The following is a 24527-nucleotide window of genomic DNA, read 5'->3' on the forward strand; positions in this document are numbered from 1 at the left end:
CGACGTGCGGACGCGCCGTAGCAACCTGAAGTCACCTCAATCCACCAAACCACTCATTCCGCCACGATCACATAACGTGGTACCACCTGTTCATGGAGCCAGAAGCCACGCCCGCCGCCGCCCCTCCCAAGCTCCGCTTCAACTGCTACCTGTTACGTGAGGGTCTGCCCACAATCGAGGCCGCCCTACGCGCTCCATACCGCAAAGGTGGCAAGACACCGATGTTGCCAATGCAGCCAACTGGTGGAGCACCACAGGGAACAGTTGGCTATTTCAGCACTCCAAAACAAAAGGTTCCCCCGTGGGCCAAAGCCCTCTTACCCATCTTCCCTGCACTCTCCCAGGCACAGAATCTGTCGAATCGATTCGTCATCTTTCTTCCGGTTCAGAACCGACGGTTCGCCGTATGCTTTGGTTATGGAAGCTCAGCCTTGGAGTGGAGCGCAATCGAGGCGAATTTCGGCCTCCGGTTCGCAGCTCGACGCATGAGCCCTAAGTCGCTCCGCGAATTCCGCAGCAGAAGAGTAGGCGCGTCGAATCGCGCACAAGCTGTGCAACTACCCCTCGGAGGCAACCTGAAGGATCTTGATGTTGGAGCGCTGGAAGGCGAATTCGTTCGACGTTTAGCGGGAACACTAGACGAGAGCAACGGGGCCGAGTTCGCCGACGTCGACGCGGTAGCCGCAACGGATGCCATATCCTTCCGTGCCCGCACCGACCTTGAAAAGATACAAGGAACACTTAGCCGGATGCTCGACGAAATTGAGGCTGGCACAGCCACCGAGGGGCTGAAATTCGTTGACTCCCTAGAGCCACTCCGAGTTAAGAGCGAGCAGACGGCCCAGCTTGATCGCCATCTAGCACAAGCACTTTTCGGAGGCGTCCATGGATTTGCTGAGTTTGACGACGAGTTGAGCAACTTGCAGGACCATTTACTGGAGTTCTCTTTCCCCGACACTCTGACCACAGACGAGATAGACGAGATCCGCCTCTACAGAGGGGAACGAACAACGCTACTGCTGGAGCCTTCTATTACAGGCGTACGAGCTGCACTCAGCGAGCTTAGGGGGCGACTAACGGCACGATCCCTCGACAACGTCAAGCTGATGGCGTTCGACAATGAAGGCGAGGCCAAGAGTCCATACATGCCGCTACGCCACTGGCTAATATTCGAGTCGGGCAACGAAGATCGGCGCTTTATTCTCACACTCGGCCGATGGTTTGCTTTGAATGAGGCATACACACGCAAGCTCGATGAAGACCTGAGTAAGGTCGACGACCTAACAGATGCCCTCAACCCGCCTCCATGGAAGAACGGAAGAGCAGAGGGTTCATACAATGACGACTTCCAGGACGCCCACTCGGATGCGACCATCATCCTCGATAAGGTCAAGATCCGGTCGGAAGATGGCGATGAAATCGAAGCATGCGATCTGCTTCATCGCGACGGTTTTTTGATCCACGTGAAGAATTACAAGAAGAGCCAGACACTGAGTCACCTTTTTTCACAGGGTCTTGTGTCCGCGCTTAGCCTGCGCGGAGACTCCGTGTACCGCGACAACTTTCTTCGAGCCGTGCAGGGCATTGACCCAGCCTTCGTGCAAGTAGCCGAGAAAGCTCCCGAAGTGGTGGTTTATGCAATCGGCGTTCAGAGGGACCGGCCAGTACCGCTAGGGCTGCCGAGCTTCAGCAAGGTAAACCTACGCGACTTCGTGAAGCGGGTTCGCGGCACCGGAGCGCGTCCCGCGATTTGCCGGATCCAGATCACCGACTCTGCCGAAAACCCGGAACTCTCTGACGTTGTACAGGGGGTGCCGGTCGAGGAGGCCGAGGTTTCACCGTCTCGACCGCCCGCTCCAAGGAAGCCCGAAGCCGGCACGCAGCCCAGCCAGACCTAGAACTGGGGGTGGCTAAACAGGTGATCATGGCGACACGTATCGACACGATCGGTGAGATGCAGCCGCCCGGAGTGAGACCCAGCGGGACCAACAAGAACGGTCCCTGACCGGCTTTTCTGCGGGTCAGGGACCCTTCGTGCACCTCTTGGCGGGGAGGGGATTCGAACCTCTGCAGCTTTCGCGACGGGATTTACAGTCAAGCACCGGATGATAGGTCGCGCTCCATCTTGGGTTGCCATCGCTTCTGCTTGTCGTCGCCCTTTGCGGCCCCGGGCCTAGCGCTTGGCTATTCGTCTGTGCAACTTCCCTGTTGTTGTCGTCTCCGTTCGCTTCGAGACGACAACTTCCCCCTTGTTGTCCTATCCGCAGGGCCACTGACTACGGCCGGCGCTTGTACTGGGTGCCGTGCCGGGCGGTGACGGGGTTGGGCCTGGAGTCAGCCGGGCCACCCGTCGAGGTACTTGGCGAAGGAGACGTCGCCCCGCTCGTCGCCGCCGATTTCCCGGAACTGGTCCAAGTCGTCATAGCCCGGCGTGTCGGGCAGCAGCACCCGCAGGGGGTGCGTGGCGTGGTCGGCCAGGAACTTCCACAACGCTCGGGTCAACTCCGGCTGGTCGGAGTTGACGCTGTAACCGTCCTGGAAATAGCCGATCCGCTGGTCCCCCAGCCGGTACGCGGTGCCCAGTGCGATACAGATGGCGCACTGTGGACAGGCTAACCAGCCGGTGAGCGACACCCCGAGAACCCCTCAATCACATCGTCATGCACGCAGGCCCAGGATGGCTGTGTCGGCACGGTCAGTCGGCGGCGTCGCGTTCGGTGGCGTCTCTCTCTGCGGCGTCGATGTTGGCGTCGGTGACCACGAACATGCCGAGCAGCAGGGTCAACGTCAGCAGGCCCAGGATGGCGAAGACCGCGCGGAGGCCGAAGACCTCGGCCAGCAGACCGCCGACCAGCGCGCCGGCCGGCATGCTTCCCCAGGCCAGCATTCGGTAGCCGCTGTTGACCCGGCCGAGCAGCCGGTCCGGGGTGATCCGCTGGCGTAGCGAGATGGTGATGACGTTCCAGGTGGCGAGCAGGATTCCGCCGACGAAGAAGACCGCGCCGATCACGTACGGGTTGATGCTCAGTGCCGGTACGCCGACGACGGCGGCCATCGCCAGCACGGAAAGCGCCAGGGTGCGGGACCGCCCGAGCCGCTGTTCGATCCGTGCGGTGGCGATCGAGCCGAGCACGATGCCGGCGGCGATGGTGGTGAGCAGGAGGCCGTACCCGGGTTCGGTGAGGCCGATAGGCGAGTCGGGGCCGACCGCGTAGAGCACCAGCACGGCGAAGATGCCGCTGGTGATGAAGTTGCTGGTCCCGACCATCGTGGCCAGGGTGCGCAGCAGCCGGTGCCGCCACAGGAAACGTAGCCCTTCGGCGATGTCGGCGCGCATCGTCGTCGGGGTGTCGCGTTCGATCCGGAACCGGCCGGTGACCAGGAGCAGCGCGGCGACGGCCAGCGCCCACAGCACCGCCGGCCCGGCGAGCGCGAGGGCCACCCCGGCGGCGACCAGGAAGCCGGCGAGTGGTGGGCCGACGAACTGGTTGGCGGCGAGTTCCACGGCGGCCAGTCGGCCGTTGGCCCGGGGTAGCTGGTCGCGGGTGACCACCTGCGGCAGGATCGACTGGGCGGAGGTGTCGTAGAGGGTCTCGGCCATGCCGAGACCGAGCGCCACCAGGTAGAGCAGCCAGATTGACCCGGCGTCGAAGGCCACCGCGAGCGCCAGCCCGCCGACGACAACCGCGCGCAGGGCGTTGGCGGCGAGCATCACCTGACGCCGGTCGAGCCGGTCGGCGAGGGCGCCGGCCGGCAGCGCGAACAGCAGCCAGGGCAGGCTGAACGCGGTGGCGACCCCGGCCACCAGCACCGGTGAGCGGGTGTAGCCGACGGCGACCAACGGCAGCGCGATCTTGACGATCCCGTCCGCCAGGTTGGACACCGCCGAGGCGGACCAGAGCCGCCAGAACCGGCCCCCCAGGCCGCCCTCGTCCGGGCGGGGTGATGCATCCGTACGCACTGGTTCCTCGACCCCCGTCACGCCGACGATCATCGCAGCGTCGCGGCGACCGGCGAAAGGCCGCACGGCCTTTCACTGAGTGAAATAGACGCTGCCGATCAGCGGTCGGATCACGGGATCATCCGACCGCACCCCGCTCCCGTCCCGAGAGAGGTTGGGTCACGATGGCGTTCGCCCGCAACCAGTGGTACGTGACGGCCTACAGCAGCGAGGTGGGGCGGGATCTGCTCGCCCGCACCGTGCTGGGTGAGCCGCTGGTGCTCTACCGCACCGAGTCCGGGGAGGCCGTGGCGCTGGCCGACAGGTGCGTGCACCGCCGCTATCCGCTCTCCGAGAGCCGACTGGACGGCGACACCATCGTCTGCGGCTACCACGGTTTCACCTACGACCAGACCGGCACCTGCGTCTTCGTACCCGGTCAGCAACGTATCCCGCGTACCGCGCGGGTCGCCGCCTACCCGGTGGTGGAGCAGGATTCGCTGATCTGGGTGTGGATCGGCGACCGGGACCGCGCGGACCCGACCACCATTCCCCGCGCGCCCTGGCTGGACGACCCCCGGTACGCGGTCGTCCGCGGGATGGAGCCGCTGAACGCCCGCTACAGCCTGCTGGTGGACAACCTGATGGACCTGTCCCACGAGACCTACCTGCACGGCGGCTACATCGGCACGCCGGAGGTGGCTAACACGCCGATCACCACCGAAGTCGACGAGGAGCGGGGCATCGTCTACGTCAGCCGGCACATGGACGACGCCGAGTGCCCGCCGTTCTACGCCAAGTCGACAGGGATCCAGGGCCGGATCACCCGCTGGCAGGACATCGAGTACCACCCGCCGTGCCTGTACCTGCTGCACAGCCGGATCGCGCCGCAGGGCCTCTACCCGCCGGCCGAGGGCGAGGACAGCGACGCCTTCCACGCCGAGATCGTGTACGCCATCACGCCGTCGACGGAGCACACCACCTACGACTTCTGGGCGGTGGCCCGGGACTTCGCCATCGACGACGAGTCGGTGAGCGAGTACCTGCACCAGAGCAACCGCACGGTGGTCATGCAGGACGTGACGGCGCTGAACATCCTGGAGCAGGTGATCGCCTCCGAGCCGGACAAGTACCAGGAACTCAGCATCAACATCGACACCGGCGGGCTCGCCGCCCGACGGCTGATCGCGCGGATGGTCGAGGCGGGGACGGTGGGGGCACCCCGATGACCGAGCCGGCCAGCATGCTCACCGGCGACCGGATCTACCGGATCCACTGGATGCCGGGCACCGACACACTGCGCGGGATCTGCCACTGCGGTGCCGAGCGCGTCGCCGAGGAACCGGTCGAGCTGTGGGAGTGGCTGCTCGCCCACCCGTACGGTCATCAACCGCCGGAGGTGGTCGCGCCGAGCCCGCACGCCGCACCGACCCGGACGCCGGTGGCGGCATGACCGCCGACGACCTGGACGGCGTGGAGCTGGTGGTGGCCGAGCGGGACCGGGCGGCGACGGGTGTCGACGTGTTGGGCCTGTGTCGCCCCGACGGCGGGGACCTACCCGCCTGGTCGCCGGGTGCCCACCTCGACCTGGAACTCGGGCCCGGGCTGGTGCGCCAGTACTCGCTCTGCGGCGACCCGGCCGACCGGGCCACCCTGCGGGTCGCGGTCCAGTTGGAGCCGCAGGGGCGCGGTGGCTCACGGCACGTGCACGAGCGTCTCACCCCGGGCGCGACCGTCCGGGTGCGCGGGCCGAGGAACAACTTCCCGCTGGTGGCGGCGCCGCGCTACCTGTTCATCGCCGGTGGCATCGGCATCACCCCGATCAGGCCGATGGTCGCCGCCGCCGACGCCGCCGACGCCGACTGGCGCCTGGTGTACGGCGGACGCAGCCGCGCCACAATGGCCTTCGCCGACGCCCTGCGGGAGAAGTACGGCGACCGGGTGGGCCTGTATCCGCAAGACGAGACCGGCCTGCTCGACCTGGACGAGCTGCTCGGGCGGCCGGCGGACGGGCTGGTCTACTGCTGTGGGCCGGAGGCGTTGATCGCGGCGGTGGAGCAACGCTGCCGGACCTGGCCTCCCGGGGCCCTGCACGTAGAGCGCTTCACCCCGCTGGCCCCCACCGAGGCCGTGGACGCCCCCGTCGAGGTGGAACTCACTCTCAGCGGCCGGACGCTTACCGTGCCGCCGGGCACGTCGATCCTGGAGGCGGTGGAGGCGGCCGGCGTGCAGGTGCTCTCCTCGTGCCGGGAGGGCACCTGCGGCACCTGCGAGACCCCGGTGTTGGACGGTGTGCCGGAGCACCGGGACAGCCTGCTCACCGAGGCCGAGCGGGCCGTCGGCGACACCATGATGATCTGTGTGTCGCGGTCCGTCACGCCCCGACTGACGCTGGAGCTGTGACCGGCGGGCCGGGGTCGGCATGATGGCGGGGTGGACGCGCAGCCCGGACGGTCGGTCACCAGCAAGGTGCTGGCCCTGCTCGACGCGTTCACCCCGGCCAGCCCGGCGCTGACCCTCAGCGAGCTGGCCCGGCGGGCCGAACTGCCGCTGCCCACCGCGTCCCGCCGGGTCGCCGAGCTGGTCGCCTGGGGCGCGTTGGAGCGCGGTGACGACGGGCGGTACCGGATCGGGTTGCGGCTGTGGGAGGTCGGTTCCCTCGCTCCCCGTGGGCTCGGGCTGCGCGAACTGGCACTGCCGACCCTGGAGGACCTGTACGAGGTCACCCACGAGAACGTCCAGCTCGCCGTCCGGCAGGACGTCGAACTCGTCTTCATCGAGCGGATCGCCGGGCGGCACGCGGTGCCGGTGCTCACCCGGGTCGGTGGCCGCTTCGCGCTGCACGCCACCGGCGTCGGGCTGGTGCTGCTCGCGTACGCGCCGGCCGAGGTGCAGGAACAGGTGCTGGCAGCGCCGTTGGAGCGGTACACCCCGCTGACCATCACCGATCCCGGGCGGCTGCGACGCGGGCTGGCCGAGGTGCGCCGCACCGGGTACGCGATCAGCGACCGGCAGGTCACCATGGACGCCCTCTCGGTCGCCGCGCCGATCTACGGGCCCGAGGGCGCGGTGGTCGCCGCGATCTCACTCGTGGTCGCCCAGCACCGGGCGGACCCGGTCGCGCTGGCACCGCTGGTTCAGGCGGCCGGTCGGACGATCTCCCGATCCCTCGGCACCTCGTACGGGTCACGGCGGTCTGCCGGGTGAGCGATACCGCCCGGTCATCCGGCGCAGTAACGTGACCGGGTGTTGATGCGCTCTGGCCAACCCCGCACCGGGGCGCCGTCGTGGTGAGCGACGCTCTGGGCGAGCTGTCGCCGCCGGGTTCGCCGCCGGAGCGGGCGGCGGTCGGGCGGGCCCGGGCCCAGCGTCTGCTGGTGACCCTGCTCGGAGATCACTGGCACGCCGGTCGCGCGCCGCTGCCGTCCGGGGGTCTGGTGGCGGTCCTCGCCGATTTCGGCATCGCGCCCGCCAACGCCCGCGCCACGCTCGCCCGGCTGACCCAGCGGGGCATGCTGCACCGGACCAAGGAGGGCCGGCGGACCAGCTACCGGTTGACCGAGCCGGCGTGGCACATCCTTCAGCGGGGTGCCCGGCGCATCTTCGCCAGCACCGACGAGAGCACCTGGGACGGCAGTTGGACGCTCATCGCGTTCACCGTGCCGCTGGAGGACGCGAACCAGCGGCGGCTGATCCGGGCCCGGTTGCGCTGGTTGACGTTCTGGCCGCTGTACGACGCCACCTGGGTCACGCCGCACGACCGGCTCCACGAGGCACGCGAGCAGCTCAGCGAACTCGGCGTCACCGACGCGGTGCTGTTGCGCTCCACGGACCTGGAGTTGCTGCCGGACGGCCGGGCACGGCTGGAGGCCGCCTGGCGGATCGACGAGGTGGCCGCCGGGTACCGGGACTTCCTGCACCGATACCGCGACCTGGCCGGTCGGGCCGAGGCCGGCGGGGTGCCGGCGGCGGAGGCGCTCGTCGCGCGTACCGAGCTGGTGAGCGACTGGCGGGCGCTGGTGGGTGCCGACCCTGACCTGCCGGTCGACTTCCTGCCCCCGTCGTTCCCGCGCGCCGAGGCGCGGGCGATGTTCCTGGGCATCTCCGAGGCGTTGGCTCCGCTGGCCCAGAAGCGTTTCGAGGACCTCGTCCAGCGGCTCGAACCAGCCTGACCGCACCGTAGATCCGTGCCGAGCCCGGCCCAGGGCCACCTCATAACATCGATGCATTGCACTTCCATTGACTGTCGATCAGTTTTCGCATTACGTTCTCTCCGTGCCTTCGACCCAGGAGGTCCAGCCGTCCGTCCCCGGCTGAAAGGGGTCCTGCCATGCCCATCCACCGATCGAGGAGGAACGCGCGGCACCGACCACTCCGGGTGGCGTTGACCGCGCTCGTCGCCACCGCGCTGATCGGCGGCTCCGCGCCGGCCGCTGCCACCGCGGCGACCGTCAAGGGCATCGACCGCGGCTTCGACGTGTCCGTCGTGTCCGGCCGCGCGGACATGGTCAGCGGCGGCGACGCGCTGGTGCGCGTGACCGTGCCGCGCACCGTCGCACCGCACCGGGTGACGGTGCGCCTCGACGGCCGTGACGTGACCAGCCGCTTCCGGTCGGTCGGCGACAGGTGGACCCTGCTCGGCCTGGTGGACCGGCTGAAGCTGGGCCGTAACCGGATCGAGGTCCGCGCCGACCGGTGGGGCTGGCAGCGGCCCGGTGCCACGCTGACGGTGGTCAACCATCCGGCCGCTGGCCCGGTCTTCTCCGGGCCACACATCCCGCTGTTCTGCACCGCCTCGGGCAGTCCCTGGAACCTGGGCCCGGTCGACGAGAACTGCCACGTGGCCGAGGCTCGGGTCAGCTACCGGTACCGCAGCACCGCCGGCAGCTTCGTCGACCTGCCCGACGGTCCCCTGCCGGCCGATGTGGCCAGCACCACCACCACGGCCGGCCGGACCGTCCCCTACGTCGTACGGATCGAACGCGGCACCATCAACCGGGCGGTCTACGAGATCGCCATGCTGCACCAGCCGGGCACCCCGGCCCCGAGCCCGTGGACGACCACGCGTGGCTGGAACGACCGGCTGGTCTACACCTTCGGTGGTGCCTGCAGCATCGGCCACACCCAGGCCACCAGCACCGGCGGCGTTCTCGACCACACGTTGCTTAGCCGTGGCTACGCGGTCGCCAGCGCGACCTTCAACGTGTACGCGCACAACTGCAACGACGTCACGTCCGCCGAGACGGCCATGATGGTCAAGGAACACTTCATCGAGACGCTCGGCGTGCCGGCCTTCACCATGGGATGGGGCGGATCGGCCGGCACCATGCAGCAGCTGCTCATCGCGAACGCCTACCCCGGCATCCTGGACGGCGTCGTCGGCAGCATCGGATACCCCGACGAGCGCTCCACGACGATCTCCGGCCACGAGTGCCGGTTCATCTCCCAGGCGGCCACGGCCGCAGGGCTGTCGGCGGCCCAGCAGCACGCGGTAAGCGGCTTCGGTAGCCCGAACACCTGCGTCGGCTACCAGTTCTTCGACAGTGTCGACTGGCCGACCGCCTGCCCCGCCCACATCCCCGCCGACCGGCGCTACCACCCGGTGACCAACCCGGAGGGCATCCGCTGCGCCATGGCGGACTTCGTCTCGAACGTCTACGGCGTCGACCCGGACACCGGCGCCGGCCGGCCGATCATCCCGGACACCGTCGGCGTGCAGTACGGTCTGGCGACGCTCCGGGCGCGGGCGTCATCAGCCCGGAGCAGTTCGTGCGGCTCAACGAGGGCATCGGCGGCCTGGACGTGGAGGGCAACCGCACGCCGCAACGCACCTCGGTGAGCGTCGCGGCGCTGAACCGGGCATACGCGACCGGCCGGGTCAACCAGTTCGACGGCGGGCTGCGCTGGACCCCGGTCATCGAGACCCGTGGCTACACCGATCCCACCGGAGACTTCCATGACCGGTTCCGCTCCTGGACGATGCGGGAACGCCTGGTGCGGGCCAACGGCAACGCCGACAACCACGTCAGCGTGACCGGCCCGGCAGGAGCGGCCAGCGCGGAGCTCCAGGAGCGGGCGCTGGCCGACATGGACGCCTGGCTGACGGCCCGGACCCGGCTCGCGGCGACCCGGCCGCACCTGCGCGCCGAAGCGCTCACCCGGCTGTCGCGACCGCGCGGCGTGGCCGACGGCTGTGTCACGCCCGAGGGGGAACGGATCGTGGAGCGGCTGACGCTCGACCCGGACGCCCGGTGCAACCAGCTCTACCCGTACCACCGCAATCCGCGGGTGGTGGCGGGCGGGCCGACGACCTCGGCGGTGCTCAAGTGTCAGCTCCAGCCGCTGCGCAAGTCCGGGTACGGGGTGCGCTTCACCGCCGAGCAGTGGGACCGGCTGCGTACGGTCTTCCCCGACGGTGTCTGTGACTGGTCGAAACCCGACGTCGGGCAGCGCCCGCTCGCCGGCACCTGGATCCGCTTCTGACGCGCAGCGTGGGCGGGGAGGATCGCCCGTCGCGCGCAGCCTCCCGCCCGCGCTCAGTCGGGAAAGGCGAGCAGGCGCAGCAGGCCGGCCAGCCGCTCGTGCTCCTCGGGGGTGACCGTGGCCAGCAGGCCCAACTCGACGGCACGGGCGGCCTGCTGGGCGCGGGCGAAGAGGTCCCGGCCGGCGTCGGTCGCGACGAGGACGTTGGCCCGCCGGTCGGCCGGGTCGGTGCGACGCTCCACCAGGTGACGCTTCTCCAGCCCGTCGACCAGCGCGACGACCTGGCTCGGGTCGAGGCGGAGGAACTCGGCCAGCTCCCGCTGAGTGGGTCGGGCCCCGTCGGCGGCCAGCGCGAGCACGGAGTAGGAGCGGGCCTTGAGGCCGTGCTCGGCGAGGGCGGCGTTGGCCGCCGCGAGCGTGAGGGCGTTGGCGCGGGCCAGCAGGAAGACCAGGTCACCGCCGAGCACGCTGTCCCGCAGAACGTCGCGCCCCGGCGTCCGGGTCTTCCCGCTAGCGGACATGGCGACGATGGTAGCAAGTTTCCTCAATGATTGACATTTTCAACGGTTCGTGTTCAGATCGGGCGGACACGAAGGAGTTCTCCATGTCCCTGGACGGCAAGGTCGCCATCGTCACCGGATCCGGACGCGGTCTCGGCCTCGCGTACGCGCAGGAACTCGCCCGGCAGGGCGCCGCCGTGGTGGTCAACGACGTCGACGCGCAGACCGCCGCCGACGCCGTCGCCTCGATCGAGGCGCTCGGCGGTCGGGCCGCCGCGGTGGTCGCTCCGGTCGGCCCGACCGAGACCGCCGAGCAGCTGGTCACCACCGCCGTCGAGACCTTCGGTCGACTCGACATCCTGGTCACCAACGCCGGCGTGCTGCGCGACACCGTGCTGTGGAAGATGACCGACGAGGACTTCGACACCGTCATCAACGTGCACCTGCGCGGCACCTTCACCACCGTGCGCGCGGCGGTGCAACACATGCGGGCGGCCGGCGAGGGTGGCCGCATCATCTGCATCGGCTCCCCCACCGGCCAGCGCGGCAACTTCGGCCAGACCAACTACGCCGCCGCCAAGGCGGGCATCGTCGGCATGACGCGCACCTGGGCGCTGGAGCTCAAGCGCGCCGGCATCACCGCCAACACCGTGGTTCCGGTGGCCGCGACCGCCATGACCGCCACGGTTCCCTACTTCGCCGCCGCCGTGCGGGCGGCCGAGCAGGGCGAGCCGATGCCGGCGTTCTTCCGGCACGATCTCGGCTTCGGCACGGCGGACGACGTCGCCGGTCTCATCGCGTTCCTCGGCTCCGACGCGGCCGGCGGCGTCACCGGGCAGGTGATCGGGGTGGGCGGCGACCGGCTCCAGGTCTGGACCCACCCGGAGGCGGCGCTGACCGCCCACCGCGAGGGCGGCTGGACGTACGATGCTCTGCTCGAAGCCTGGCCGGCGACGTTCGCCGGGGCGCTGCAGAGCGTCGGCGAGCGGTTCCCGGAACTCCCCGAGGAGTTCAAGACCGCAGGCTCCTGACCGCCGGAAGAAAGTTCCCCATCGTGTACCAGCCCGCCATCGACCTCGACGCCGTCACCGCGATCGACGTGCACGTGCACATCGAGATCGACGAGCACGGCCACAACTCGCTGCCCGACGACCTGGTGGCGGCGGTGTCGAAGTACTTCAAGGCCGACGGGCCGCGCCCGGCGATCGAGGCGGTGGCGCGGTACTACCGGGAACGCCAGATGGCCGCGGTCGTGTTCACCGTGGACGCCCGCACCCAGCTGGCGCACCAGCCGCTGTCGAGCGTCGAGATCGCCCGTGCCGCGGCCGAGCACGCCGACGTGCTGATCCCGTTCGGCTCCGTCGACCCACGCACCGGGGCGGCGGCGCTCGACCTCGCCGGCCGGCTGATCGAGGACGAGGGCGTACGCGGCTTCAAGTTCCATCCCACCGTGCAGGGCTTCGATCCGAGCGACGAGCAGTACGCCCCGCTGTGGGGTCTGCTGGAGAAGGCCGGCGTGCCGGCGCTGTTCCACACCGGACAGACCGGCATCGGTGCCGGCATGCCGGGCGGCTACGGCTTCCGGCTCGGCCTGTCGAACCCGATGCTGCTCGACCCCGTCGCGGCCGAGTTCCCCGACCTCCAGATCATCATGGCCCATCCGTCGGTGCCCTGGCAGGACGAGGCGCTGTCGGTGGCCACGCACAAGCCGAACACCTGGATCGACCTGTCCGGCTGGAGCCCGAAGTACTTCCCGGCCGAGCTGGTACGGTACGCCAACTCACTGCTCAAGCGCCGGGTGCTGTTCGGCACCGACTACCCGCTGCTCACCCCCGACCGCTGGCTACGGGACGTACGCGGCACCGACCTCAAGCCCGAGGTGCTCCCCGGCATTCTGAAGGACAACGCCGTCCGGCTGTTGGGCCTGTCCAGCTGACGACGAGAGGACGCTCATGACGACGACGATCACCTACGAACAGCTCGCCGACCTGGCCGGCACCGACCTCGGCTACACCGACTACCGGACGGTCACCCAGGATCAGGTGAACCTCTTCGCCGACGCCGCCGACGACCACCAGTGGATCCACGTCGACCCCGAGCGGGCGAAGAACGGGCCGTTCGGCGCACCCATCGCGCACGGCTTCCTCACGCTCTCCCTGGCGGTGCCCTTCTGGACCGAGCTGCTCGACGTGAAGGGGGTCACCACGAAGGTCAACTACGGCCTCGACAAGGTGCGCTTCCCGGCCCCGGTCAAGGTCGGCTCGCGGGTCCGCATGACCGCGACGGTCGCCGAGGTCGTCGAGGTGACCGGCGGCTACCAGATCGCCGTCGACCAGACGATCGAGATCGACGGCGGCACCAAGCCCGCCGTGGTGGCGCGCGGCCTGTACCGCTTCTACGCCTGACGGTCACCGGACCGGCCGGCCACGCATCGACGCACCATCCTCCACCACCGGGAGTCCGCTGATGCACGAACAGGGAATCGGCGCCTGGCTGGCCAAGCGCCGACTCAAGTCCCCCGACAAGGTCGCCCTCGTCCACGGCGAGGGCGCCACCGTGACGTACCGCCAGTTCGCCGACGGCACCGACCGGGTCGCGGCGCTGCTGCGCGGCCTCGGCGTCGGCAGGGGCGACGCGGTGGCCTATCTGGGCGAGAACAGTCCGGACTTCCTCCGGGTGATGTTCGGCGCGGCGCGGCTGGGCGCGGTCTTCGTGCCGGTCAACACCCGGTTGGCACCGCCCGAGGTCACCCACGTGCTCACCGACTGCGGCGCGCGGGTGCTGATCCACGATCCCGAGTTCGACGATCGGGTGGCCGCCGCCATCGGCACCGGGCCGTCCCCCCGCGTCGTCGTCACCGGGGAGGGCACCGCCGACCAGCCGGGACTGACCCGGCTGCTGGGCACGACCGCCGCGGACGCCAGCGCCGCTGTCGCGGTGAGCCTGGACGACCCGGCCGCGATCATCTACACCTCGGGCACGACGGGGCGGGCCAAGGGTGCCGTGCTTACCCACGGCAACCTCACCTGGGTCGCGCTCAACTGCGTGGTCGACTACGACGTCGTCTCGACCGACGTCGCGCTGATGATCTCGCCGTTGTTCCACGTCGCGTCCCTCGGCATGGGAGCACTGCCGGTCATCCTCAAAGGCGCCACGCTGGTGCTGGAGAAGGGTTTCGAGCCGGGACGCGCGCTCGCCCAGATCGAGCGGCACGGCGTCACCATGCTCAGCGGCGTACCGACCACCTACCAGCTGATGGCCGACCATCCGAACTGGAGCGCCACCGACCTGTCGACGTTGCGCAAGCTCACCTGCGGCGGCTCGGCGGTGCCGACCCGCATCCTCAACGCCTACGAGGAGCGCGGCCTGTCGTTCTCGCAGGGCTACGGCATGACCGAGGCGTCGCCGGGCGCGACGTCACTGCCCCCCGCGATGACCCGCGCCAAGCAGGGCAGCGTGGGCCTGCCGCACTTCTTCACCAGCGTGCGGATCGCCGACGAATACGGCGCACCGATCGCCGACGACGGCATCGGTGAGATCCAGATCTGCGGCCCGAACGTCTTCCCCGGCTATCACCAACTGCCGGAGGCGACGGCCGAGGCGTTCACCCCGGACGGCTGGTTCCGCTCCGGCGACCTCGGATACCTCGACGCCGACGGCTACCTCTACATCTCGGGCCGACTCAAGGACATGATCATCTCGGGGGGCGAGAACATCTACCCGGCCGAGATCGAGGTCCTGCTCGGCGAGATCGACGGGGTGACCGGGGTGGCGGTCATCGGCGTACCGGACGCGCGGTGGGGCGAGGTGCCGTGGGCGATCATGACGGTGCGCGAGGACGCCACCGTCGACGTGGCGACGGTGCGCCAGTTCCTGGACGGCCGGGTGGCCCGCTACAAGGTGCCGAAGAACGTGGTCGTCGTCGACGAGTTGCCCCGCACCGCCTCGGGGAAGGTGCGCAAGGCCGACCTGCGGAGCCGGTTCGCGCGTTAGGCCCGACCGCGTCGGGCCGGGTCGCCGCCCGCCCGCGCCGCCACACCACCGATGTTCCTGGACACCGCACCGGTGCTGCTACCGCCGACGAGAGCGGCGAACTCCTCGGCGGAGGCCGCGGCCAGCCGCTGGTGCATCCGCCGGTAGACCTGGGTCGACCGCTCAGCCGGCCACTGCGCGTCCATGAACTCGCGGGGCAGCCTCGGGTCCGCGCGCAGCAACGCCAGCCAGTCGGCCACCAGCATCGTGCGTACGGTGAGCGCGCTCGCCGCCTGGGTCGCGGCGCCCGCGTCGCCCCACACCTCGATGAACGCCAGGTGCTCGCGCCGGATCGCCTCGATGTCCCACGCCGCGCGGACGCTGTCGGCGATCGGGAAGCCGGCCAGTTCCCGGGCGTGGAAGGCGATGACCGTCTGGGGAGGAAGGTCCTGGCACAGCGGCTCCAACGAACCGGCGAGATCGACCTCGCCGGGTGCCAGCCAGAGCCCGTCGCGCAGCGGCGCGAAACCCTCCCAGGTGAGGGTGGAACGCAACCGGTGGCGCAGGGTCCGCTGCCCCTCGGGGATCGTGAACGTGACGAGGGTCCAGCCGGTGCCCTGCGGATCGAACGGGCGCGGGCCACGGACGCGGGCGGTGGCCTCCCGCAGCACCGCCACCCCGTGCTCGGTGAGCGAGAACTGGATCTCCCGACCGCTCTTGCTCCGGTCGAGCATGCCGGTCTGCACCAACCGGTCGAGGGTCGCCCGCGTCGCCGGTGCGGCGACGCCGGCTCCTTCGAGCACACCGATCAGGACGCTGGCGCGGATCGGGCCAGGGTCATCGTCGACGACGTGCTCGCCGAAGAACGCGAGCAGCAGCTGCTTCGGCTGACGACTGCGCACAGCCCTCCCCCTCGGGCGGATCCGCCCCTCGGCACCGTCACGGGGCGACGGTCTGCCCGCGCTTCGCACGCTGGATCTGGTCGTAGACATGCGTGCGCAGGTCGGTGAAGCGCGGCAGCGCCCGGGTGGTGATCTGGTCGCGCTCCGGCGGCAGGTCGACGGTCAGATCCTCCTGTACCCAGGTCGGCGACGCGGACAACACCAGCACCCGTTCCCCCAGGTACACCGATTCGTCGATGTCGTGGGTGACGAAGAGAACCGAGATCTTCCGGGTCGTGTGCAGCTCGCGGACGAGATCCTCCAGGTCCGCGCGGGTCTGCGCGTCGACCGCGGCGAACGGCTCGTCCATGATCAGCACTTCGGGTTGGTACGCGATGGCCCGCGCGATCGCCACCCGCTGCTGCATGCCACCGGAGAGCTGCCACGGGTGACTGCGGGCCGCGTGCGCCAGCCCGACCGCCTCGATGGCGTCGGTGACGAGCTTGTCCCGGGCGGGGCGGGACAGCCGCTTGTGCCGCAGCGGCAGCTCGACGTTGCCCCGGACGGTCAACCACGGATAGAGGCTGCGGCCGTACTCCTGGAAGACGACGGCCATCGCCGGACTCGGACCGGTCACCGGCGTCCCGTCCATCTCGACCAGACCGCTGGTGGGCCGGAGCAGACCGGCGAGGCACTTCAGCAGGGTGGTCTTGCCGCAGCCCGACGGCCCGACGATGCAGACGAGTTCACCGGAGCGCATGGTGAAGCTGATGTCACCGATCGCCTCGACATCACCGTTCGTGGACTCGTAGACCTTGCGCAGGTGCTCCACCCGCAGCAGGGTGCTCTGGTCAGGCACGGTTGACCTCCCTGATTCCGTGGTACCAGCGCAGCACCCGTCGCTCGACGACCCCGAAGGTCGCGGCGAGGAGCACGCCGACGAGGCCGAGCAGGAGAATGCCACTCCACATCTCGGCGATGAGGTAGTTACGTTGGAAGTAGGCGATCCGGTAGCCGAGTCCGGCGGACGAGGCGAACATCTCCGAGATGACCATCAGGATCAGCGCGACCGAGAGCCCCTGCCGGACCCCGGTCATGATCCGCGGGCTGGCCGCCGGAAGCACGAGGAACCGGAGCCGCTCCCACCAGGTGATCTGGAACGAGTCGGCGGTCTCGGACATCACGCTGTCGGTGGCCCGGACACCGTCGATCGTGTTCAGCAGGATGGGCCAGACCGCGCCGGAGACGATCACGACCACCTTCATCGTGTCGGTGATGCCGAGCAGCAGCATCACGACCGGGATGAGCACCGGTGGCGGGATGGCCCGGAAGAACTCCAGCAGCGGTTCGAGCAGTTCCCGTAGCCACTGGAACAGTCCGATGAGCGTGCCGGCGGCGATGCCGATCACGATCGAGGCCGCGATGCCGAGGGCGAGCCGGTAGAGGCTCGGTAGCACGTCGTCGACGAACGCGGGGCCGACCCAGGTCTCCCGGAAGGCTTCGAAGATCGTGACAGGTCCGGGGAAGAACCGGTTCGTCGACGAACTCGACGCCAGCCCCCAGATCACCAGCAGCAGGAAGGGCAGCCCGAGGGGGTAGAGGAAACCCGCGGCGACCCGGCGTCCGAGGCGCCACCCGGGCGACGACCGGTAGCCGATTCGGCCGGTGTGCGTGGTCACAGGACCTCCTCACCGCGTACGGACTGGTGCCACGACAACGAACGTCGTTCGATGAACCGGAAGACGAGATTCACCAGCAGCCCGAGCAGCCCGGTGACCACCACGAAGGCGTACAGCCCGACCGCGTCACCGGCGGAGCGGGACAGCTCGATCATCCGCCCCAGACCGGGGTTGCCGATCACCATCTCGGCGGTGATGGCGAGGATCAGGGCGACCGCCGCGGCGAGCCTGACGCCCGTCATCAGATACGGCAGCGCGGTCGGCAGCACCAGGTACGACAACCGCTCGCGGCGGGTGAGTCCGAAGCTGCGGGCGGTGTCCCGGGCGACCGCGTCGACGTCGGCGACACCGTAGATCACCTGCACGAAGACCTGCCAGAACGACGCGTAGATGATGATGAGCAGGGCGGCCTGCATCTGGATGCCGAACAACAGCACGGCGAGGGGAATGAGCGCCACCGACGGGATGGGCCGCAGGAACTCCACCACCGTGTGGGTGGCGCGGCGCAGGAAGGGCACCAGGCCGACGATCGTGCCGAGGACGACCGCGGCGGCCGTGGCCACGGCCAGACCGATCGCCCAGGAGGTCATGGTGTATCCGAGCCGCCGCCAGAAGGCGAGGTCACGGAACTCCTCGGCGAGCCGGGCGAACACGTCGGTCACGTACGGCAGGTACTGCGAGTTGATCAGGCCCAGGGTCGGGACGAGTTGCCAGACGACGAGGAACCCGGTCAGCCCGACAACGCCCAGCATCACCTTGCGCAGCGAACGGGGACGTCGGAGGGACAAGACGTGCATGTTGCTCCCGTGGTCGGCGGCGACGCCCTTCCCGGCCGGTGACCGGGAAGGGCGGGACCGCGCCGGCTACTACTGCTGTTGGATGAGGCGGTCGAAGTTGGGCTGCTGATCGAGCACCTTGTACTTGCCGGCGAGCGTGGCAAGCGACTCCAGGCTCGCCCGGTCCAGCTCCCAACCGAAGCGCGGCAGCTTCACCGAGTCCGCGACCGGCTCCGGGAGCTCCAGGTTGTCCTTGATCGCCTGGCGGACGGCCGCCTCGTTGGCGGAGTCCTGCGCCCACGCGAGGGTCTCCTTCATCGCCGCGGTGAAGTCGGCGACCAGCTCGGCCTCGGAGTCCATCTGCTCCTTGGTCGTGATGGCGGTGAGCGTCGCGAGCCCGGGGGCGACGGCCTGGTAGGGCGCGACGACGAACGTGTCGCCACGGTTGCGCAGCTGGGTGACGAAGGGTTCCGGCACCCAGGCGGCGTCGATGTTGTCGGCTTCGAGCTGCGCCGGGACGTCGGGGAAGGCGACCTCGACGAACTTGATCGTGGACGGGTCACCGCCGTCCTTCTCCACCGCGGCCATGATCGTCACGTCGCCGGCCGCACCGAGGCTGTTGACCGCCACTCGCTTGCCCGCGAGCTCCGCCGGCCGGGTGATGCCCGACTTGGCCGAGGCCACCACGGCGTTGATGTCGTCGCCTTCGGCGTAGGACGACGCGTAGTTGCCGATGATCACCACGCCGAGGTCCTGCAGGTCGGCTCGGAACGGGCCGAACGGCTGACCGATGGCGAAGTCGATGTCGCCGTTGATCAGCGCGGGGATGGCCTGGGCCCCGCCCTGGGCGGGCAGCACCTCGACCGAGAGTCCGTGCTTTTCGAAGATGCCGGCCTTCATGCCGCCCCACAACGCGGCGGTCTCGGTGATCGGCAGGGCCGCGACACGAACCTGGCGGAGTTCGCCGCTGTCCTCTCCCGAGGGGGTGGCATCCGAGTCCGTACATCCAGCGAGCGCGATCGCGACGCTGGCGATCAGCCCGAGCGTGAATACCTTCTTCATCGACAAGGCCCTTCCTGGGGCGGGGGTGGTGGGCGCGTCAACACCTACGGGCGCCTTCAGACCTACGGCGGGCTCGATGTGAGTGAGATCACCCGGCCGTGTTGGCCATCGTCGGCCACCGACCTTCGAATGTCAAGAAATTCTGACGCCCGTCATGAATCGATTGAATATCGGTTTGGGTACGTCAACCCAACGCGCGGGCCAGCTCGGTGCGGGACCGGATGCCGAGCCGATGGTAGATGTTGTGCAGGTGATGGTCGATGGTTCGGGTGGACAGGAACATCTGCCGGGCCACTTCCCGGTTGGTGGCGCCGGCGGCGACCAGGTGGGCGATCCGCAGTTGCTGGCCGGTGAGCAGCCGCACGGCGTGTGGGTCCGGCGGGCCGACGGACTCCCCCGCCGCGCGCAGTTCCACTGTCGTCTGCCGGGCCCACGCCTGCGCACCGAGCAGGATGAAGGTCTGCCGGGCCCGGTGCAGGTGATCGCGGGCCTCCCGGGGGCGGCGGGCGCGGCGAAGTTCCCGGCCGAAGAGCAGCTCGGTGCGCGCCCGCTCGAAGGTGGCGGCATCGATCGGGTGCAGCGACAGCGCGGCCCGGAAATGCTGCTCGGCCTCGGTGCTGCCGCGGGGCCAGCAGGGCGTGGCAGCGGGCCGACAGCGCCCGGCGCAGCGGGCTGGCGGTGCTGCCGGCCCACCTGTCGAAGACAGCGAGCGCCGCGCTGGCCCGGGCGTGCCGACCGTCGTGCGCGGCGGCCTCCAGGTGGGCGTGGCCATCACCTGGACGAGCACCTGACCGCGCCCGGTACCGGGCGAGCCAGCGCGGCCAGCCGGTCGGCGGCGTCGGCGTACCTGGCCTCGGCCAGGTCCAGCAACGCGAGGCCCATTGGGCGAGGGCGTGCGGACGACTGCCCGGCACGGCGGCGTCGCCCAGCTCGGCGACGTGACCCAGGCTGGTGTCGCGGTCGGACCGTACGGCCGCGAGCACGGCGAGCAGACCGAGGTGTACGCCGACGCTCGTGTGCTGGCCGGCGGCCCGCGCCACCCGCAGCCCTTCCCGGCAGCTGCTCGTCGCGGCCTCGTGGCGGCCCAGCCAGTACTCGCTCATCGCCCGCAGTTCGAGCGCCCTGGGCAGCATGGACACCACCCGGTCGAGGGCACGTTCGACGGCGTGGTCGGCGAGCCGGTACGCCGCGGCGTCCACCGCGACCAGCAGACCGGCCACGGCCGCGCCGGTCAACGCGGTAGGGGTTGCCGCGGCACCGGTAAGCCGGCCACCGAGCACCACCGCCCGACGCAGCAGCGGCCCACCGTGGGCGTGCTCGCCACGCAGCGTCGCGGCGACTCCGGCGACCAGGGTGGTCAGCAGCTCTACCCACGGCGGATCCCCCTCGTGCCGAAGCGCCGCCGTCCGGCGGGCCACCTCCGCGTAGCGGTACTGGTCACCGCAGTAGCAGACGGCCTCACCGGCACGGACCAACGCGACAAGCGCCGACTCGCGGTCGACGTCGGCAAGCGTGCTCGCGGCGGCCAGCAGGTTCGGCAGCGCGGCCGGCACGGGTCCGCAGCGCAGCCGCATCTCGCCACGCAGCAGTTCGGCGAGGCCCCGGATGGCGGCGATCCCCCGATCGCACACCACGTCGCCGCCGGCACTTCCGGCTGCCGGTTGGGGCGACACCTCAGCCGCGACGCACCGGTTCCGTTGCCACGTCCGTCCGGCGAGTACGGCAGGCGGACCGATGGGTGCATCCGCGACGCGTGGTGCAGCAGCGCGCGGCCCGGTCGGGTTCGCCCGCCTGCCAGGCGTGTCGGGCGGCGCTGATCCGCCGGTCGGCGGCGAGCACCGGATCGTCGCTGAGTTCGGCGGGCCGGGCCAGCGCCGTCGCCGCGGCGGAGGTCCACACGGTCGCCGGCAGCGTCCGCCAACTCCGTGGCCAGCGCCGGTGCCGGTCCGTCGGTCGCCGCCGACAGGTGCAGCGCCCGACGCAACCGGGCTCCGGTGCCCCGAACGCGGCGGCGAGCAACAGATGGGCGTCGCGCCGTGCGGCAACGGAGGCGGTGGCCTCGACCATGGCGCGGACCAGCGGTCGGGGAAGGCGCCACCGCCGCCGTGAGCCGGATCAGGCCGACGGCCTCGGCCGGTGCGAGCGTCTCGACACTGCCGCCGGCCGTGCCCAGCACCCGGCCCAGCGTCACCGGATCCACGACGTGAGCCTGGTCGGCCGGGCTCGGGTGGGGTTGGGGCGGTGGCGGCGAGCGCGGCCAGCAGCAGCGCGTGCCGCGGTGTCGCCGGGCAGGCAGAGCAGTCCACGGTACGCCTGACCCAGGTCGCCGTCGGCCGGCACAGCCGCGGGCAGGGGCTCGGCACCCTGCCACTGGCCGGGTGTCAGCGAGTCCGCGAGTCGACGAGGGCCTGCGCGTTCCCGGCGGCGAGGGCGCTCAGCCCGGCCAGCACCGGGCCCGGTGGTGGCGACCCCGGGCGGCGAGCGGCCAGCAGGGCGTGACTGTCCGGTTCGTCGAGCGGCAACAGCCGGTGGTGGGGTATCGCGTCCGCCCCGCTGTCGCTGCCGGCGACGAGCAGCAGGACGACGGGCAGGTGCGGCAGGCGTCGGGCCACCAGGGTCAGCAACCGGGCGGTGGGAGCGTCGCCCGCGTCGAGGTCGTCCATGGTGCACAGCAGCGGACCGTCGTGAGCGGCCTCGGTGAGCAGACCGAGCACGGCGTGGGAGAGCACGAGCTGGTCCTGGTCGCGACAGCCTTCGCCGGCCATCGCCCGGCCCAGCACCTGCCGGTGCCGTTCGGGCAGCGCGCCCGCGCCGTCGAGCACCGGACCGAGCAGCCGCTGCAAACCCGGCGTAGGGCAGCGTGGCCTCGTCGGGCAGGCCGGTGGCGGCGAGCAGGCGACGATCCCGACCGTGCCGGTGGGCGTACGCCAGCAGCGTGCTGCGCCCGGAGCCGGGCTCGCCGTGCAGCAGCAGCGCTCCCCCGGCCGATGCCGCGAGCAGCCTGCGGATCTCCCGACACTCCGCCTGCCGGCCCCGTAGCACATCTATTTGCACCGTTGATGCATTAACCATGCATCGAGTCTCGCCTAAGCGTCGGCGCTTGAGAAGAGGGAATTGTCGGGTGGCGGGAGCCCGGGGTCAGCGGTCGGCCGGCTCGGCGAGCAGCGCGCCGACGGTGCGGGCCATCACCGCCGGGCCGCGTCCACGCCCAGCCCGAGGCCGTCGCGCAGGGTTGACCACGCCGGCCAGGTGCACGCCGCCACCACGGCGTTGACCAGCTGGTCCCGGGCCGATCCGGCGCGGTCCAGTTCGTCGGCGAACAACTGCTCGACCTCGTCGCGTACCCGGGCGATGTGCTTGAGCCGGTTGCGGCGCAGTTGCGCGGAGACCGGCTCGCGCATCTGCGCGGCCCGGGCCGACGGCGCGATCAGTTGCAGCAGTTTCGCCCGCTGCCGGCAGAACGCGTCGACCCGCTTGGTCAGCGGCAACGTGGGTGAGATCGGCCGCCAGGCGGCGTCCTGCTGGCGCAGCAGTTCCGCCCCGCTGGCCTCGAACAGGGTCTCCATGTCCTTGAAGTTCGTCCAGAGCGTACGCAGGGAGATGCCGGCCCGCTCGGCGATGCGCTCACCGGTCGGGCGCAGGTCGCCCTCGGAGATGAGGGCGAGATGCGCCTCGACGATCGCCGCCCGGGTGCGCTCGGCCCGGGCGGTGCGCCCGTCCACCCGGCCGGCCGCCTCGGCACTGACCATCCCCGCCGTCCCCCTCACCCTGGCGTCGCATGCGTGCGTGCCGAGTCTAGGCGTTGACCGGACCCGGCCCGGACGAGCCTCGTGGGACCCGGCCGGGCCGCCGCGCTCGCGGTGACCGGTTCGCTCACCGCGCCCGGTGTGCGCCGCCCGGGCGGCGCACACCGGGTGAGCGGATCAGGCGCTCGGCACGCCGTTGGCCGGTGGCGGTACCGGCGGTGTGGCGTACTCGTTGACCGGCCCGTCGGCCTCGTCGGTCTCGTAGGTGGGGCCGAAGTAGCGCTGTTCTCCCCCCTCGACCCGGCTCAGCCGGCCACCGCCGTAGCCGGAGTGGTCGGTGGCGGAGAACCGCAACGGCGCCACACCCGGCCCCTGGTAACCACCCTTGCGGACGGCTTCGACGAGCGACTCCCGGGTGAGGTCCTTGCCGGCGGCCTGGAGCACCTGCACGAACAGGTAGCCCACCGCCATGCCGTAGACGGTGTTGCCGTCGAACTCCGCACCGCCGTTGTGCTCCGCGTTCACCTTGGTGAACAGCTGGATCCACGGGTCGTCGCTGTCGCCCTGCATCGGCAGGTAGTTCAGGCCGATCAGCCCCTCCAGCAGTCCGGCGGCGTCGCCGAGCTGCCGGGACAGCGTCGGCAGGTCGGCGCCCACGTTCGACACCACCCACTGCGGCTTGAAGTCCAGTCGGGCGGCGGTGCCGACCGACAGAGCGGTGAAGCCGGGCACGGTGGCGAGGATGACCACCTCGCAGCCGGCCGCCTTGAACGCGCCGATCTGCGGCGCGACGTTGGTGTTGCTGGTGACGTACGTCTGACGGGCCGCCACGCCGTCGGCACCGAGCACCTTCTCCACGCCGGCCAACGCGTCGCGGCCGAAGTCGTCGTCCTGCCCGAGGAAGCACACCTTACGGCCGGGCAGGGCGCTCTTCACGTGGTTCGCCAGGATCTTGCCCTCGACCGTGTAGTCCGGGTTGAAGCCGAAGGTGTTCGGGTAGCGGTCGGGCTGGTCCCAGTTGCGGCTGCCGGAGGCGACGAAGAGGTCGGGCACCCGGTTGGTGTGCAGGAAGTCCAGCACGCCGGTGTGGGTCGGTGTGCCGAGGCCGTTCAGGATGGCGAAGACCTTGTCCTGCAACACGAGCTGCCGGACGACCTGCTGGGTGGTGGCTGGGTTGTAGCCGTCATCCACGATCTTGTAGGTGAGCTTGCGGCCGTGCACACCGCCGTTGGCGTTGACGTAGTCGAAGTACGCCTTCGTCGCCGGGGCGATCTTCGAGTAGCCGGCGGACGCCGGACCGGTGAGCGGCATGTGGGTGCCGACGACGATCTCCGTGTCGGTGACCCCGGGCACCGCCGCCCCCGCACCGGGATCGTCGTCGGCGCCGCAGGCGGCGGAGGTGAGCAACAGGGTGAGGGTGGTGGCGATCACGAGACCGCGTCGTGCCGTGCTTCGCATGGGACACCGACCTTTCATCGGTCCGGTTGT

25 protein-coding genes are annotated in these 24527 nt (G+C 70.2%); 13 read left to right on the top strand and 12 right to left on the bottom strand.

The annotated features are described in order from the left end of the window. Positions 1–92 precede the first annotated feature (92 nt). A complete protein-coding gene (locus ENC19_RS10945) occupies positions 93–1898 on the top strand; it encodes a DUF6119 family protein (protein WP_164447071.1) in 1806 nt (601 codons plus the stop codon). A 436-nt stretch (positions 1899–2334) separates the two neighbouring features. On the opposite strand, the gene ENC19_RS10950 is transcribed toward ENC19_RS10945, so the two are convergent. Together ENC19_RS10950 and ENC19_RS10955 are read right to left on the bottom strand one after the other, a co-directional pair. Next, entirely contained in the window at positions 2335–2634 is a 300-nt protein-coding gene (locus ENC19_RS10950) for a hypothetical protein (RefSeq protein WP_164447072.1), read from the bottom strand. 61 nt (positions 2635–2695) lie between these two features. After that, positions 2696–3982: an MFS transporter gene (locus ENC19_RS10955; RefSeq protein ID WP_309246059.1), complete on the bottom strand. Its 1287-nt coding sequence runs from the start codon at positions 3980–3982 to the stop codon at positions 2696–2698. Between the two features lie 143 nt (positions 3983–4125). On the opposite strand from ENC19_RS10955, the gene ENC19_RS10960 reads away from it, so the two are divergent. From ENC19_RS10960 to ENC19_RS30950, 7 genes are all read left to right on the top strand, one after another. Continuing rightward, positions 4126–5169, top strand: a complete 1044-nt coding sequence (locus tag ENC19_RS10960) for an aromatic ring-hydroxylating dioxygenase subunit alpha (RefSeq protein ID WP_164447073.1) — start codon at positions 4126–4128, stop codon at positions 5167–5169. Next, positions 5166–5393, top strand: coding sequence for a hypothetical protein (locus tag ENC19_RS10965; protein ID WP_164447074.1), 228 nt, complete (start codon positions 5166–5168; stop codon positions 5391–5393). The genes ENC19_RS10960 and ENC19_RS10965 overlap by 4 nt, the downstream gene beginning before the upstream one ends. Continuing rightward, positions 5390–6343, top strand: coding sequence for a PDR/VanB family oxidoreductase (locus tag ENC19_RS10970; protein ID WP_164447075.1), 954 nt, complete (start codon positions 5390–5392; stop codon positions 6341–6343). Before ENC19_RS10965 ends, ENC19_RS10970 begins: the two co-directional genes overlap by 4 nt. 30 nt (positions 6344–6373) lie before the next feature. Next, on the top strand, positions 6374–7147 hold the full coding sequence (locus ENC19_RS10975) for an IclR family transcriptional regulator (protein WP_216592406.1): 774 nt from the start codon (positions 6374–6376) through the stop codon (positions 7145–7147). 83 nt (positions 7148–7230) lie between these two features. Further along, positions 7231–8112 (top strand): PaaX family transcriptional regulator, encoded by an 882-nt coding sequence (locus ENC19_RS10980; protein ID WP_164447076.1) that lies wholly within the window; start codon positions 7231–7233, stop codon positions 8110–8112. 158 nt (positions 8113–8270) lie between these two features. Then, a complete protein-coding gene (locus tag ENC19_RS30945; protein ID WP_164447077.1) occupies positions 8271–9779 on the top strand; it encodes a DUF6351 family protein in 1509 nt (502 codons plus the stop codon). Continuing rightward, positions 9710–10423, top strand: a complete 714-nt coding sequence (locus ENC19_RS30950; protein ID WP_164447078.1) for a DUF6351 family protein — start codon at positions 9710–9712, stop codon at positions 10421–10423. The genes ENC19_RS30945 and ENC19_RS30950 overlap by 70 nt, the downstream gene beginning before the upstream one ends. A gap of 53 nt (positions 10424–10476) precedes the next feature. Here ENC19_RS30950 and ENC19_RS10995 read toward each other — a convergent pair whose 3' ends face one another. Then, positions 10477–10944, bottom strand: coding sequence for a MarR family winged helix-turn-helix transcriptional regulator (locus ENC19_RS10995; RefSeq protein WP_164447079.1), 468 nt, complete (start codon positions 10942–10944; stop codon positions 10477–10479). Between the two features lie 83 nt (positions 10945–11027). On the opposite strand from ENC19_RS10995, the gene ENC19_RS11000 reads away from it, so the two are divergent. From ENC19_RS11000 to ENC19_RS11015, 4 genes are all read left to right on the top strand, one after another. Beyond that, on the top strand, positions 11028–11954 hold the full coding sequence (locus ENC19_RS11000; RefSeq protein WP_164447080.1) for an SDR family oxidoreductase: 927 nt from the start codon (positions 11028–11030) through the stop codon (positions 11952–11954). 23 nt (positions 11955–11977) lie between these two features. After that, a complete protein-coding gene (locus ENC19_RS11005) occupies positions 11978–12859 on the top strand; it encodes an amidohydrolase family protein (protein WP_281604176.1) in 882 nt (293 codons plus the stop codon). 16 nt (positions 12860–12875) lie between these two features. Further along, on the top strand, positions 12876–13328 hold the full coding sequence (locus tag ENC19_RS11010; RefSeq protein ID WP_164447081.1) for a MaoC family dehydratase: 453 nt from the start codon (positions 12876–12878) through the stop codon (positions 13326–13328). A gap of 61 nt (positions 13329–13389) precedes the next feature. After that, positions 13390–14916, top strand: a complete 1527-nt coding sequence (locus tag ENC19_RS11015; protein ID WP_164447082.1) for an acyl-CoA synthetase — start codon at positions 13390–13392, stop codon at positions 14914–14916. Here ENC19_RS11015 and ENC19_RS11020 read toward each other — a convergent pair. The 6 genes from ENC19_RS11020 to ENC19_RS30110 all read right to left on the bottom strand — a co-directional run bounded on the left by ENC19_RS11020 (position 14913) and on the right by ENC19_RS30110 (position 20065). Next, positions 14913–15797: a PaaX family transcriptional regulator gene (locus ENC19_RS11020; protein ID WP_216592412.1), complete on the bottom strand. Its 885-nt coding sequence runs from the start codon at positions 15795–15797 to the stop codon at positions 14913–14915. The genes ENC19_RS11015 and ENC19_RS11020 overlap by 4 nt on opposite strands. Before the next feature lie 37 nt (positions 15798–15834). Next, complete coding sequence (locus ENC19_RS11025) at positions 15835–16635, bottom strand: ABC transporter ATP-binding protein (protein WP_164447084.1); 801 nt, start codon at positions 16633–16635, stop codon at positions 15835–15837. Next, positions 16628–17455: an ABC transporter permease gene (locus ENC19_RS11030; RefSeq protein WP_281604179.1), complete on the bottom strand. Its 828-nt coding sequence runs from the start codon at positions 17453–17455 to the stop codon at positions 16628–16630. Before ENC19_RS11030 ends, ENC19_RS11025 begins: the two co-directional genes overlap by 8 nt. Continuing rightward, positions 17452–18243 carry an ABC transporter permease gene (locus ENC19_RS11035; RefSeq protein WP_235944652.1) on the bottom strand — a complete coding sequence of 264 codons (792 nt, stop codon included), beginning with the start codon at positions 18241–18243 and terminating at the stop codon, positions 17452–17454. The genes ENC19_RS11030 and ENC19_RS11035 overlap by 4 nt, the downstream gene beginning before the upstream one ends. A 78-nt stretch (positions 18244–18321) precedes the next feature. After that, positions 18322–19293: an ABC transporter substrate-binding protein gene (locus ENC19_RS11040; RefSeq protein WP_164447085.1), complete on the bottom strand. Its 972-nt coding sequence runs from the start codon at positions 19291–19293 to the stop codon at positions 18322–18324. A gap of 184 nt (positions 19294–19477) precedes the next feature. Then, positions 19478–20065 carry a helix-turn-helix transcriptional regulator gene (locus ENC19_RS30110; protein ID WP_235944653.1) on the bottom strand — a complete coding sequence of 196 codons (588 nt, stop codon included), beginning with the start codon at positions 20063–20065 and terminating at the stop codon, positions 19478–19480. A 121-nt stretch (positions 20066–20186) separates the two neighbouring features. Between ENC19_RS30110 and ENC19_RS30115 the strand changes: the two genes are divergently transcribed. Next, positions 20187–21110 (top strand): hypothetical protein, encoded by a 924-nt coding sequence (locus ENC19_RS30115; RefSeq protein WP_235944654.1) that lies wholly within the window; start codon positions 20187–20189, stop codon positions 21108–21110. 370 nt (positions 21111–21480) lie between these two features. Here the strand turns inward: ENC19_RS30115 and ENC19_RS31795 are convergent, their stop codons facing one another. From ENC19_RS31795 to ENC19_RS11065, 3 genes are all read right to left on the bottom strand, one after another. After that, on the bottom strand, positions 21481–22365 hold the full coding sequence (locus tag ENC19_RS31795; protein ID WP_164447087.1) for an AAA family ATPase: 885 nt from the start codon (positions 22363–22365) through the stop codon (positions 21481–21483). A gap of 113 nt (positions 22366–22478) precedes the next feature. Further along, a complete protein-coding gene (locus ENC19_RS11060; protein ID WP_328824217.1) occupies positions 22479–23042 on the bottom strand; it encodes a TetR/AcrR family transcriptional regulator in 564 nt (187 codons plus the stop codon). Positions 23043–23216: 174 nt separating this feature from the next. Next, positions 23217–24497, bottom strand: a complete 1281-nt coding sequence (locus ENC19_RS11065) for an ABC transporter substrate-binding protein (RefSeq protein ID WP_164447088.1) — start codon at positions 24495–24497, stop codon at positions 23217–23219. Positions 24498–24527 lie beyond the last annotated feature (30 nt).

Source organism: Verrucosispora sioxanthis (assembly GCF_010560025.1).
Taxonomy (GTDB): domain Bacteria; phylum Actinomycetota; class Actinomycetes; order Mycobacteriales; family Micromonosporaceae; genus Micromonospora; species Micromonospora palythoicola.